This window comes from Cellvibrio sp. QJXJ (assembly GCF_024452345.1).
Lineage (GTDB): Bacteria > Pseudomonadota > Gammaproteobacteria > Pseudomonadales > Cellvibrionaceae > Cellvibrio.
The window spans coordinates 36436-50255 of record NZ_CP101662.1 but is presented as its reverse complement, the minus strand read 5'-3'; the positions used below and the strand labels follow the sequence as shown (position 1 = coordinate 50255).

The 13820-nt window shown below is 47.6% G+C and carries 8 protein-coding genes; all 8 read right to left on the bottom strand.

Annotation, left to right across the window (positions count from 1 at the left end; all coding sequences use genetic code 11):
• Positions 1-66: 66 nt before the first annotated feature.
• The 8 genes from NNX04_RS00175 to NNX04_RS00140 all read right to left on the bottom strand — a co-directional run bounded on the left by NNX04_RS00175 (position 67) and on the right by NNX04_RS00140 (position 13721).
• Positions 67-1995 carry a non-reducing end alpha-L-arabinofuranosidase family hydrolase gene (locus NNX04_RS00175; protein ID WP_261947090.1) on the bottom strand — a complete coding sequence of 643 codons (1929 nt, stop codon included), beginning with the start codon at positions 1993-1995 and terminating at the stop codon, positions 67-69.
• Between the two features lie 198 nt (positions 1996-2193).
• A complete protein-coding gene (locus NNX04_RS00170; protein ID WP_261947089.1) occupies positions 2194-4215 on the bottom strand; it encodes a family 43 glycosylhydrolase in 2022 nt (673 codons plus the stop codon).
• Positions 4216-4321: 106 nt separating this feature from the next.
• Complete coding sequence (locus NNX04_RS00165) at positions 4322-6172, bottom strand: endo-1,4-beta-xylanase (protein ID WP_007643754.1); 1851 nt, start codon at positions 6170-6172, stop codon at positions 4322-4324.
• A gap of 398 nt (positions 6173-6570) precedes the next feature.
• The gene (locus NNX04_RS00160; RefSeq protein WP_007643757.1) at positions 6571-7731 is read right to left on the bottom strand and encodes a helix-turn-helix domain-containing protein; all 1161 of its coding nucleotides are present in this window, start codon (positions 7729-7731) and stop codon (positions 6571-6573) included.
• Between the two features lie 383 nt (positions 7732-8114).
• Positions 8115-9386, bottom strand: a complete 1272-nt coding sequence (locus NNX04_RS00155; protein ID WP_261947088.1) for a substrate-binding periplasmic protein — start codon at positions 9384-9386, stop codon at positions 8115-8117.
• A gap of 107 nt (positions 9387-9493) precedes the next feature.
• On the bottom strand, positions 9494-10954 hold the full coding sequence (locus NNX04_RS00150; RefSeq protein WP_261948380.1) for a cobyric acid synthase: 1461 nt from the start codon (positions 10952-10954) through the stop codon (positions 9494-9496).
• 44 nt (positions 10955-10998) lie between these two features.
• Complete coding sequence (gene cobO, locus NNX04_RS00145) at positions 10999-11637, bottom strand: cob(I)yrinic acid a,c-diamide adenosyltransferase (RefSeq protein WP_040392925.1); 639 nt, start codon at positions 11635-11637, stop codon at positions 10999-11001.
• A gap of 152 nt (positions 11638-11789) precedes the next feature.
• The gene (locus NNX04_RS00140) at positions 11790-13721 is read right to left on the bottom strand and encodes a TonB-dependent receptor (protein ID WP_261947087.1); all 1932 of its coding nucleotides are present in this window, start codon (positions 13719-13721) and stop codon (positions 11790-11792) included.
• Positions 13722-13820 lie beyond the last annotated feature (99 nt).

The window sequence follows — 13820 nt, the reverse complement described above, 5'->3', positions numbered from 1 at the left end:
TGGGAACCGAACCCCCGCTTTGGGGTTTACCAAAGCGGGGAAAAACTTACCGGGTAGCCGCAAACATTATTTCTTTAAGCGTAACAAACCGAGTTTGTATGGAATGGTGTTGTAATTGCCGTCTGGGCTAGGACCTGCTTCGCCTTGATAAAGGAATTCTAAATTACAAGGATCAACAGTCAGACGCTCGTCGTAACCTGAACGAATCAACTCGCCATGGCTAATACCGTTAGCCCATTTTCCAGTCGGCCATTCCACATTGTTGTTGCCCGCAAATGGATTGGCATCGGTATCCGCCAGTGGTGTCCAGGGGCCATCCAAACTGGTAGATGTCCAGGAACGGAACATGCGTGGGCCGCTCGGCCAAGCTTCCACTAATAATAAATATTTGTTTTGTCCATCCAACTTGTACACGTTGGGTGCTTCAAATAAATATTGGTTGCCATTGCCGCGATGATCCTCCATCACAATTGAATAACCGGAGAAGTTGGGGAAATTGGCGATAGTGGTTTTGGACATGTACAACACACCGTCGTCACGCGAGAAATACAAATAGCAGTGTGTCGCGTTACAAATCACCCAGAAGTCCAATGATCCCGCTGGCTCACCTTGCAACAATTTCCGCTTGGCAGTCCAATTAGGCCTACTAATATCGTCGGTAGTTGAATAAGCACCAGCCCACTGGGTAATCAAATACCATTTATTGTGCGGACGGAAATAAAATACTTGCGGTGCAACAGCATTCCCTACCGTAGTTCCATTCATTGAAATATGCGGAGCTTGTTGCGCCGTGTTCCAATCGGTAAAGCTGGTGTACATGGATTTATAAGAGGTGTCGTAGTAAGTCGCGTACACATGGTATGTGCCGTTGTATTTCACTACCGACGGATCTTTAATGGATTTCCAATTGGCGTTTTTCGGGCTAATTAATGGCCCGGTAGAAGTCCAGCGAAGCGGCGCTTTTAATTCACAGGTTTGTGCCGAGCTACTACTTGAACTACTGCTCGAACTGCTGGGTATTTGTGTCACCTGCCCGGCCACTGAAAAATCATCGGCGTAATAACTGATGCTGGTGTCCGTTGCTTCAATAATAAAATGTTGGAAAGCGGTCGCACCTAACTGGGTGTAATAACCTTGCAGCAAACGCCACTCACTAGATGACGCAGTAATGGTTGCAACGTGGGTATACTCGTTGTAGGTGGACGTGTCCGAGTCATCCAAACGTTTTGCAGTAAGAGTGATTACTGAATCCGGTGTACCGGGTGCGAGTTTTACCCACACGGCAGCGTCATACTGGTTGCCGCTGGTGAGTGAGCCCACGGCAAAGGTCAAACCATGCCATGCGGCGGTGCGGCCAGAAATTAATGCACTGGCCGAACCGCTGCGTTTATCTGCCGTAGAACGAGTGACAGTGGCGGCAGTAGTTCCCCAATTGGTCAAGCCAGATTCCACACCACCATTTTGTGCAAAATTATTGGCGGGAGCTGACGAAACGGCAGCGCTGCTGGAAGGTGAACTGCTCGCAGGTATTGAACTGGGTGCAACACTTGCGCGCGATGATGAACTGGCTACCGCACCACCACACAAGCTGCCATTTATGGTTGGGCGCTCGGCGCTGCCACCATTTTTATTCACCTGAAACCCGAAGGAAACCGATTGCCCAGCGGCAATATTTCCATTCCAACTCATATTGGTGGCAGTGTAAGGATTACTGCCAGAGAGATTGGCGTTCCAACTATTCGTTATGCGATTACTGCCGTACTGCCAATTCACACTCCAATTGTTCACCGCTGCATTAGTATCATTTTTTACGGTGATGCTGGCGGTATATCCCGTTGACCATTCATTGTCCACTGTGTATGTACAGGCAGCGGAGGCCAGATTAGTCATCGCGAGCAGGCTTGCGCCCAAACCAATTACACCGCAACTTTTGCGCAATAATTGCAACAAGGTTGGCGGCAATAAATGGACGGAGTTATTTTGCTTATTCATCATTAGTCTCCATTGATTAATAAAGTTCTTTTGAGCGTTCTTTGTTAAAAAGTGCTTCGTTAATAAGTGCTTCGTTAATAAGTGCCTTGGTAAAAGCACCGTGTTAAACAGCATTTCTGATTGTGATCAGATATTTTTTGATTGACCGAGCCGATATTTCTATAATTTGATTGGATAAGTTTATAAATTGATTAAATAGCTTTATGGACTGATTCGATAATAATCAAAATCCACATAGCCCCCGGTAGCTTGAGTGGCGTAGTTAAACAACGCAAAGCGATAGCCCATAAAATGCTTGAGGTCGTAAGTCATGCGCAGGGTGTTGCCGATTACCGTCCAGTTATTGCCATCCAGGCTGTAATAAAATTTCGCCTGATCTGTTTGATTACGAAAATCCATATCGATACGGAAATAAACACGATCCTGATACAAACCAATACGCGTAATTTCCTGTGGTGTACCTGACGTGGCATCCACCATCACAATGGATTTATTGCCGTTGGATTTATTCACACCCACAAAACCATAACGCGCTTGCAGTGCGCCCAAGCCGGCGTAATCGCCATCTTTCATCGCTGCCGTTTCCAGCGCGATACGCGCCGAACTCTGTGGGCCGAAAGTGCGCTGCGTGAGCGTGTTGCGTGTAAACTCAAACGTGGAATCCAGACGCTTATTGGTGATGCGCAAAAAACCCGGGCGCGAGAGCAATGACCAAGCGGAATTATCAGGGTTGTGATTCCACTGCCATTGCAGTGGCAATGTTGCTGAACCCTGCGAGCCCTGATTGAACTCATCGCTGGTTACAATGCCGTTTAGGGCTTTATTTTCGACAGTGAAGCCCAACTTTTGCGGCACTTTTCCACTCACACCCATCACCGGCCAACCGTCCTGCCAGGTCACGGGCACCAAATAAGGAATACGCCCTACTGCGCCGCTATCGCGAAATAAATAGGCGTACCAATTACCAGTAGGAGTGTCGATTAACCCACCCTGCGCCACACCTTGATCCTGTAAGGCGACACGCCCTTCATAAGGCCCGGTTAAATTTGTGGCGCGGAAAATTAATTGTGTGCGTGATTTTCCCGAGGGCCAGGTGATTAATGAAATGTAATAGCGGCCATTGATTTTTTGCAGGTGTGTACCTTCGGGGCGCACAATAAAATTGGTACCTGCCACCGCAGAGGATTTAGCAATAATGGTTTGATTTAAACCGCCTGTTTTAATTGCTGACGCATCCGCCGTGAGTTCAATAATTTTTATATCATCAATACCGTAAGCCAAAAATGCGCGACGATTTTCAAAAAATAACGAGGCGTCGTGATACACACCATTCAAGGCGGAAACCGACCAAGGGCCGCGTTCAATATTATTGGTTTTGTAGATATAGGTTTTATTGGTGGTATAAGAAAAGGTGCTCACATAATAAATGCCGTTCACGTAGCGGATACTGCTTGCCCACGAACCCTTGCTGTAGGCGTTTTGGCCATTTTCCAAATTGAGCGCGCTGGTGTTATCCAATGTGGTGTAGGCGTAATTTACCAATGACCAATTCACCAGATCAGTGGATTTCATAATCGGTACACCAGGGTTCATGTGCATGGTGGTACTGCTCATGTAATAGGTATTACCGACACGAATTACCGATGGATCGGGAACATCGGCCCAAATATTCGGATTGCTCGCTTCAATCAAACTAATAGCGGAAGACGAACTGCTAGTGACCACCGACGAGAGTGTGGATGATGCAACAGAAGTGACAACTGAAGAATTTACTGATGAGCGCAGTGACGATATTGCAGAGGAAGCAGCGGATGACACTGGTACAGAATTGCCACAGAGCGCTCCGCTAACCTGCGGAATTTCTGCGGCCGCCGAACCCTTGGTGCCTTGAAAACCAAACTCTACGGTTTGATTCGGTTGAATACTGCTGTTCCAACTTAACTGTGTTGCTGAATAAGGGTTACTGCCCGAGACATTGGCATTCCAACTGTTACTGATGCGGTTATCACCAGCGTATTGCCAATTCACTGCCCAGCCATTAATAGCAGCTGTCGTATTATTGGTAATTTTTATCGCCGCTGTAAAACCGTTGTTCCATTGATTGGTAACTTGGTATTGGCAGCTTGCGTTTGCATTCCACGCAAAAAATAATGCACATAAACTGCTGGAAATTTTTGCAAATTGCGCCGCATGGCGAACACTTACCTTGATAGTAGTAAACATGGGAATTCACCCTGATTATTGTTAAATGGGCGTGGTTTAACCAAGGCTGTGATCCACAAAATCCATTTTATGGATCACAGCAAAGCTGGTTTACTTGTTAGCCTGGTTATTTATTAATGTAATTGTTTAGCAACCAGGTCATTGCAGGGCGTGGCGTACCGTTTTCGGAAATCAAGCCGGAGCCTTCAATCCAGGTTCTGCCGTTTACATAACCCCAAATGGTGATGCCCTTAACCTGTGGGTGATCCCAAAATACCGGGAAGTGCGCCTGGAAGTTCTGCAGCTGAACCTGGTCATTGGTATCGCCAATATCGTATTCAGAAATATAAATAGGCTTGCCTACTTGATTCCAAATATTGTCGATTGCCGTTTTCACTTGCGCGGCGGTCATCCCCTTCAATTCGTGCGCTTGCAGGCCGACTGCATCTATGTAGTTGCCTTGCGCTTTGGCGAGCGCAATAAACTCATTGTGCTGCCAGCGAATATTGTTGTAGTCGTTGAGGATAAGAATGGAGTTGGGGCAATATTGGCGCGCTAACTGGAATACACGTTGAATCCAGTTATTGCCATACGCCCGCTGTGCATAGCCCGCAGGTTGATGGCCGGGCACTGCTTCGTTCACCACATCGATCATTGCGGTATCCGGGTAGCGGGCGCAGTAATCGCGAATCCACTCTTCAATTTCTGCAGCAGTTTCCGTCGCACTCAAATTGTTGAGCCAAGAAGGTGACTGTGCACCCCATATAAAGGTGTGTGCTTTTACCGGGATATTGTGTTGGCGTGCGTAGGCATAAATGCGATCAACCGGCGCCCAGTTGTACACATCGCGGGTACCTTCCACTGAGCCCCACTTACCTTCATTTTCGCCGGTAATTTGATTCCAGTAATTAATGAAGTCAGAGCGAACTGCACCTGAGGTGGTGATATTGCCGATAAATTTGCGTGTGGTGCCGCCCGTTGAGCTGCTGCTGGAACTGCTACTGGACGAAGCCGCTTGCCCACCGATGGAGAAATCATCCGCGTAGTAACTTACCGTGGTGCTTTCGCCTTCAATAATAAAATGTTGGAACCCGGTGGTGCCGCTTTGGGTGTAATAACCTTGCAACAAACGCCACTCAGTGGACGATGCCGTCACGGTAGAGACACGGGTATATTCGTTGTAGGTTGTGCTGTCGCTATCATCCAGACGTTTACCGGTGAGGTGGATAACACTGTCAGGTGTGCCCGGTGCCAATTTCACCCACACCGCTACATCGTATTGGTTGCCACTGACCAATGAACCCACATTGAAGGTAATGCCGTGCCAGTTGGCAGTGCGGCCGGAAATTAACGCACTCGCAGCACCGCTGCGTTTGTCTTGTGTGCTGCGCGTAACTGTTGCTGCGGTACTACCCCAATTGGTCAAATTATTTTCCACACCGCCATTTTGCGCAAAATTGTTCGCAGGTACGGTATAACCACCGGATGAAGATGAACTGCTGGAAGTGCCTGGCATAGAACTGGGCACTGAGCTTGAAGACGGCGGCACTGAGCTAGGTGCTGAACTTGCCGATGAAGTTGTTGCACCACCACAGGCGGCGCCATTTACACTGGGGCGCTCGGCAGGTGCACCATTTTTATTGCCCTGAAAACCGAAGGTGACAGATTGGCCCACGGCGATGCTGCCGTTCCATGCCATGTTGGTTGCTGAATAAGGGTTGGAGCCAGAAAAATTGGCATTCCAGCCACTGGCCATACGGTTGTTCACATATTGCCAATTCACATTCCAATTATTAATGGGCGCACCCGTATCATTTTTAATAGTGATGTTGGCAACAAAACCGGTATTCCATTCACTTTCAATGGCGTAGGTACATGCCGCCATACTGGTTTGCGACAGCGCCGCAAGTGCGACACCAGCACCAATCAGCGCACAGGAGCGCTTGACTGTGTGGGTAATAAAGTTTGTTTTGTACATAGTGTTAATCTCCGCTTTTTATTAGTCGAATACCCGGTGCACATGTAAAAAAACCTGCGCAAAAAAAACAGGCTGTGCACTAGCTCCTTGATGTTAATCACAATGAGTAAAATAGAGCTGCACAGCAGTAACCCAAGGCTATTGCTGAAGCGCGAGAATAGGTAAGCGGAGCAGAAAAAAATGGAATTATTGAAAGATTTTTTAAGAAATGTAAAAAGTTGAAGGTTTGCTGTAATTATTTTAATGTAAATTTAAACGACAAATTGCAAAATGATAACTAGTTTGTAGTGCATTTCCTTGCTGTGAAACGACGCATCTGTTATGGCTATCTGTTACAGAATATTTGTAAAAAATATCGAAAAAAGTCAAACCAACATCACATCAACGTGAAACTAATATCAAGACAGCTCTTTAATGGGATACAAGGCTTTAAAGGTTTTAGGCACACAACCATATTCCGCTTTAAATAATTTATTGAAATAAGACACATTGTTGTAACCCACTAAATACGCAATTTCCGATACGTTCGCCTCTTCATTTTCCGACAGCAAGCGCGCCGCCTCGGTCAAACGTAATTTATTTAAATAAGCGGTGAAGGTAAGCCCCAACTCCTCTTTTAAAATGTCATTAATTTTGGTGCGGTTGGTTCCCAGCGTGGTTGCCGCGATTTCCAAACTCAACTCAGGGTTGGCGTATTCCGTTGCCATAAACCGCAACACTGCACTTTTTTCTTTATCTTTTTGTGGCGCTATAGATAGTTTTTTATACGCCATCAAGGGCTGATCCAACCTGACCCTTTCGCGAATATCCACGGTTAATACCGCCACATAGCGACGCAATAAAACAATCAGGAACACAACCCACAACAGCACTACCAGCGCTATCGCTACATAGAGATAGGTAAAATTATTACCGAGCAACTGCACATCGGTTATTTTTACGTAGGAAGGAGTATTGAGCGGGCTTTGCAGCGAATTTACCCAGGCGAACCCCATGGTTTTATCCAAGCGGTAGCCGGTATCACTGTGCTCAAAGCCATAGCGCCCCAACCACCAATAAGGAGTGTCCAATTCATCAAATTGGATATTGATGGTGGCCCAATCATGACTGCATGAGAAAGCCGTAGAGGACACGCGGCGGGTTATGGGTTTATTAATATCGGTGACTTTGTCATCAAAACTAAACAGGGCAAATAGCAGCACATTTTTGGGGTCGCACAACACCTTAAACGACACGCTGCTGAATTGTGTAAGGTCAACCACTTTTTGGGGCTGTGCAGAATCCATAAACGCAATGGTGTAATGGGTATAGGGAAAGGGTTTGTGCGGGTCAAGAAAAAACTCGTATTCAACAGTCCCCACTTCATTCTTAAGGGAGAGACGGGTTTTGCCATCGGGGACTTTGGGCTCCACTGCGGAATGCCACAAATAATTGCCATCGCGCGCGGGAAACAGTGATGCAGTCAACTGTGATTTGGAGGCGCCCAGCTGCAACAACGCAGCCGAAAGCAGAAGCAGTGCAATAAAAGCGGCGAGTGCATTTTTATAAAACGTCAACATGATTAAAAGTGGCCATTAAGTTTATGCAAAATACCCCAGCGCTATTTCCATAGCTGCTGCAAACAGTGGGTGCGTGCCTCACCCATTACCACAACCCACAGCCAGCTGCTGTGATAACACAGGCCAGCAGCGACAGGCGGTAATAAATTGTTATGGGAATCAATGCAATTAAACGAAAACTTTTATTATGTTGACCGAATAAAAACCAGCCGAATTTACCTATGAAAGAATTACTTTGCCTATAAAAAGAATAAACCGCGTATAGGCAACTGCGCAGGCAGGAGAGCATAGGATTTTATCGCGAGGCAAAGGTACCACCTATACCAGAGCAAATGCACCCACTAGGTAAATATTTTTTAACTAACAAAAATCACCAGAGCGACTCACTGCACTTGGGACAATACTTTTTCCACATCAACACCAAAAATCATTACCCCCAATGGTTCAAATTTTTGGATGGTGTAAAGCGGCACACTCAGCTGTAATTGGAAGCGCTTGGTGGATTCATCGTAACTAATATCGCCAAAAATAAGGCTGTTGGCCGGCTTGTTGTAAGCGCGAATAAATTTCTCTTCATCGCCCTGCCAGTAATCCGAGGTCATATCGCTAATCGCCACATTAAGGCCGCGCTTGTCGGTCACTATGACCTCGGTGATCATATCCGGCGCCTGTTTTTTCATTTCGCGCAGCTCCGCAGAGAGCGGTTGATTGACCAATTCAATAGAGTAGGCAAAATCATTTTCTGCGAAAGCGTGTATCCATTGTTTATCGCGCGCATTAATTTCCTGCTGGCTCAATTTCGCGCTGGTTTTATTCGCCGCAACCAGCGCTGGCTCCAAACTGGGCAAGCGTTTCCAGCGCTCAATTTTTCGCCCGAGCAGTTCTTTTATTTGTAACTGCTCGTAATCGGTTACTACAAAATTAACCGATGAGCAGCGCGTGATATGGCGATTGAATTCCACCAAAAACCCTGGATTTTGGTTTAAAAACTGTTCATTAAAATAAACCCCGAGCGGCACATAGCGATAGAAGCGCGACTGGAAGTGATTCACATCCATATTCAGCTCTTTGCTCGCCTGTATAAAATGCTCACGGTCAGCAAGAATCACATCAATACGTTTGGACTGCAGCAGTTTAATAAGCTGGGGCAGATTATTACCACTCATCTCCACCTTGTAGCCCGCCTCGGCGAGCCAGGTCTCCTGCTGGCTGCCCAAAATGGAACCCAGTTTGTACCCCTCACGCCAGGATTCGGGAGCGATAGTGTCATTGCGCCAAAACCAGTACCAATTTTCCAATACCAAAGGCGATGACAATACCGCGTAAGGGTCAATTTGACGCATGGGAATGGCGGTGAAAAAACCATCAATACGGTTGCTTTTTACATCCTGATAGGCGCGCCGCCAGGGCATGATTTGCACCGCATATTCGCGCTGCATATGGTTAAAAATACACTGTAAGTGTGGCAGCAGGTTTTGCTCATAACCCGTGGCCGAGCCAGCACTAAAAGCAGAGGAGTTATTAGTGGCTAAATTAATAACCGCGCCGGGTTTTCCGGGAGAGTCCAGTGGGGTATCGGCGGCAATACTTGATTCAGCCAATGCACCACCTGCCCACAGGGAAATCGCGATGAATACCAACAACAGTGACCGCATAACAAAGCTCCCGCCCATTCTGTCGCCATCCGCACAGTAATGATAATACCCAGAGAAAAGATTATAGATTGGATGTGCCGCTATGCCATTCTGATAACTGGCAGCAACTAGGGGACAGAAGAGAACTGCTGCAAAAAGTCGCTGCGCAGTGCCGTTTCGGTGGCACTGGCAAGGCGGGCGATGGAGTCCTCGCGCTGCTGATTGATGTCCAACCTGGTTGCAGATTCTGCACCAGCCCACGCCAGCAGTTTCTGCAGTGCAGCGGGCTGATCAAACAATCCGTGCAAGTAGGTGCCCATAATCGCACCGTCGTCACTGATAGCACCATCGGGTACTTGCTTGTCGGCGCCATCAATAGCGCAATTGAAATAACACGCCGGTTGCAATAACGCGGCACCGCGACTGATGCCAGTGTGAATTTCATAACCGGCGAGCACAGTGTGTTTGTCCCACAATACACCGGTGCGCTGTTGCAATATTTTTTCTTCGGTCAGTTCAGTGCTAAGCGCCAAATACCCCAACCCGAGGGATGTACCCGGTGCAGATTCCACACCTTTGGGGTCGGCAATCGTTTCGCCCAGCATTTGAAAACCACCGCAAATACCGATTAGCTTTCCGCCATAACGCAGGTGTTTTTGAAGTTGTACATCCCAACCTTGCGCGCGCAAAAACTGCAAATCGGCACGGGTATTTTTGCTGCCGGGAATAATTACCAAGTCGCACGCAGGAATGGGTTGATTGGGCCCAACCCAGTGAAAATTAATCTGTGGGTGCAAACGCAGTGCGTCAAAATCGGTGTGATTGGAAATACGCGGCAACGCGAGCACTGCTACCTTTAATTGCGCCGCGGTTTTAGGGGCAGATGCGGTGAGCGCGTCTTCCGCATCCAAATACAACCCCTGCAAATAAGGGATCACCCCTAATACCGGCTTACCGGTTTTTTGCTCCAGCCAATCCAACCCGGATTGCAATAAACCTAAATCGCCGCGAAAGCGATTAATTACAAAACCTATCACTCGTGCTCGCTCGGATTCACTTAATAATTCCAGCGTGCCGACCAAATGCGCAAATACACCGCCGCGATCGATATCCGCAATTAAAATCACCGGGCAATCCACAGCTTCGGCAAAACCCATATTGGCAATATCGCGGTCGCGCAAATTAATTTCCGCCGGGCTGCCCGCGCCTTCTACCAAAATCACATCGTATTGCTGCTGCAAGCGTGCGTAGGAATCCAATACATAACCCATCGCCTGGGTTTTGTAATCGTGATAAACCGCTGCATCCATATCGGTAATGGCTTTGCCCTGCACGATAATTTGCGCGCGGGTATCGCTGGTAGGTTTAATTAAAATCGGATTCATATCCGTATGCGGCTCAAGCCCAGCCGCCTGTGCTTGCAGCGCTTGCGCGCGGCCAATTTCGCCACCATCAATGGTGACAGCGGAATTGAGAGCCATATTTTGTGGTTTAAATGGCACAACCGACACGCCGCGATTTTTTAGAATCCGGCACAGCGCGGCAACCAATGTGGTTTTACCCGCATCGGAGGTGGTGCCTTGCACCATTAAGGTCTTAGCGCCTTGGATCATTAGGGTTTTGCTAGAGAGGCTTACCACTCAATACCCTTCTGTGCTTTTACGCCGGCGTTAAAGGCGTGTTTGATGGCTTTGACTTCGCTAAAAGTATCAGCCAAGTCTTCCAGATATTTTTTAGCACCGCGCCCAGTGATGATTACGTTTTGGTTGCGCGGGCGATTTTGAATTGCGGTAATGACTTTATCTTTATCCAGATATTTGTAGTTAAGCATGTAGGTGAGTTCATCCAGCAATACCAAATGGATATCCGGATCGCGGAATACATGTTCACATTCTTCCCATACTTTTTCAGCGGCAGCTTTATCTTGTTCGGCGCTTTGGGTTTCCCAGGTAAAACCAGTGCCCATCACAAAATATTCCAACTGCGCATTGGCGCCGCGAAAAACACTTTCGGTTAAAAAGTTTTTTTCACCACATTCCCAAGTGCCCTTAATAAACTGCACTATAGCGACTTTGTAGCCGTGCCCCAAACAGCGCAGCGCCGTACCAAAACCGGAGGAACTTTTACCTTTACCGTCACCGGTTAATACAATGACTACACCGCGTTCTTCATCGGCGCGCGCGATAGCGGCATCAACAATTTCTTTGCGCTGCTGCATGCGTTCTTGATGGCGTTTGGCTTTTTCATCGCTTTGGCTATGGTCGTCGGTCATGATGCGGCTCGCTAGTAAGTTAAGTGGTGGATATTTAGCGTCATACCCGCACATGCGGGTATCCAGAGTTTTAAACTTTGGACTCCTGCTTGCGCAGGAGTGACGAAGATTAAATTCCTCCCGTTACAGGAGGAATGGGTTTAATTAAACCATTAAAAACGATAAGTGATGCTAGCTTCGTAATTGCGTTCTGGTTGTGGGTACTGCCCCCAGCCTGCTTGCAGGCCAGCATAACGCTCGTTCGTCAGGTTTTTAATGCGGCCAGCCAACTCCAATTGTTTGTATTCCCAAATTACATTCAAGTTAAACAACTGCAGTGCACTGACTTTTTCCATCGCGTTGGCGTCATCGTCATTTAAATAACGTGTACCGAGGTAAATGGATTCCAGGTTTACGATAAGCGATTCCGTCGGCACAAAGTTAATAGCAAAGTTCAGGGTATTTTCGCTCACATAGGGTACAGCATTGCCTTTATTAACACCTTCGCTCAGCTCTGCATCAGTGTAGGTGTAATTAGCGCGCAGGCCAATTTCGTCACTCAGCTGCAATTGCCCTTCAAAAATAAAACCTTGACGCTCGGAATCAGGCAAGTTGATGTTTGCATAAGCAAAACTGTCAAAGGTGATTTCGTCATTCAAGGCCATATGGTAAAGCGAGTAAGTCACACTGGCTTTTTCGCCCGCCCATGCAGCACCAGCCTCGTAGGATTGACTGGTTTGCACCTCCAAAAATTCAACACCGGGTAACACCGCACCATTTTCATCTGCATTGGCGAAACGGAAACCGTCTGCATAGCGGGCAAAGAGTCGCCACTGGGGATCAATTTGGTAATTCAAACCCAATTCACTCGCGTTGACTTTATCGTCGTGTGCGGTTCCCAGTGCAAAATTTTCATCATCCACTGTGCTGTAGCGTACGCCAGTGGAAACGTTGAGTTTTTCCGTAATGGGATAAACCAACTGCGCATAGACACCTTCTACTTTTTGCGCAATATTGGTAAAGCCATCTTTAGTGGTGTAATCCGCATCCGTGTGATCGTAGCCCATAGTAACCACCGCCACACCATTGCTGGTTGCAATATTGCCTACTACACGCGGAGTAATATTTTTTACTCGCAAATTACTGTCAGAACGCCAAGGCGAGTAGCCGTCCACCAAATAGTAATCATCATAAAAGGCGATGCTGTCTTCATCGCGGTCAGCATATTCAGCAAGGAATTGCCAAGCCTCGGTAATATCTATACCGGTACCAACACGGATTAAATCGGTTTGCTGATCACCGTAGTTATTCGGCGAGTAGGTAACGCGAGCATCCACCGCCGCTTGCGCATTACTAATCGCACCAGGCAAACGCAGCTCATCATCAATCGCCTGCCCTTCAACAAACACAAAGCCTTTTGCAAAATCGTAACGCACATTTCCCAATACGTTTTCATAGGCATTTTGGTTGTTATCGCGGTAGTTATCCGCATTGCGCTTTTGTGCGGAGACACTGTAACTCAAACCATTTTCAAAACCCTGACGTACGCTGGCGGTGTAGTCTTCCAAATTATCGGTGCCACTGGTGGCGCTAATGGTGCCGTCGGTTTCGCCGGCTGCTGCGCGTTTGGTGATGATGTTGATTACACCACCGACTGCCTGATCGCCGTACAACACACCCGCACTACCCTGCACAATTTCAATGCGCTCTACATCTTTTAACGAGACAGTGTTTAATGCCGGTGCTGCGAGGCTTGGGTTATTGAGTTTGCGGCCATCCACCAATACCAACACGTTGTTGGCGCCTGACAAACCGCGCATTGATGCAGTGACATTACGCGCGCCGCTGCCGTCGGAATCGGTGAGTTGAATACCCGCTTGGGTACGCAGTACTTCCGACAATAATTTTGCACCGCTCACGCGAATTTCTTCTTCGCTAATGACTTTGATTTGCGTCGCAACCGGCATGGTTGCGGTTTCGCTGCGGGTTGCACTCACATACACGGTATCTAGTTTTTTCTCGGCGGCGATAGACACCGGCGCGACAATAGAAATAATCGCGGCGCTAAGGCCACTCAGTAAAAACACGGTTGATTTGCTAGACATGAGATTCCTCAATCCAAAATGGGATGAGGGAGGGAAAGCGGAAAAATAGGTATGAGCCGCAGCCCAATACACACACAGATTTCCACCGATGTTGCCCTC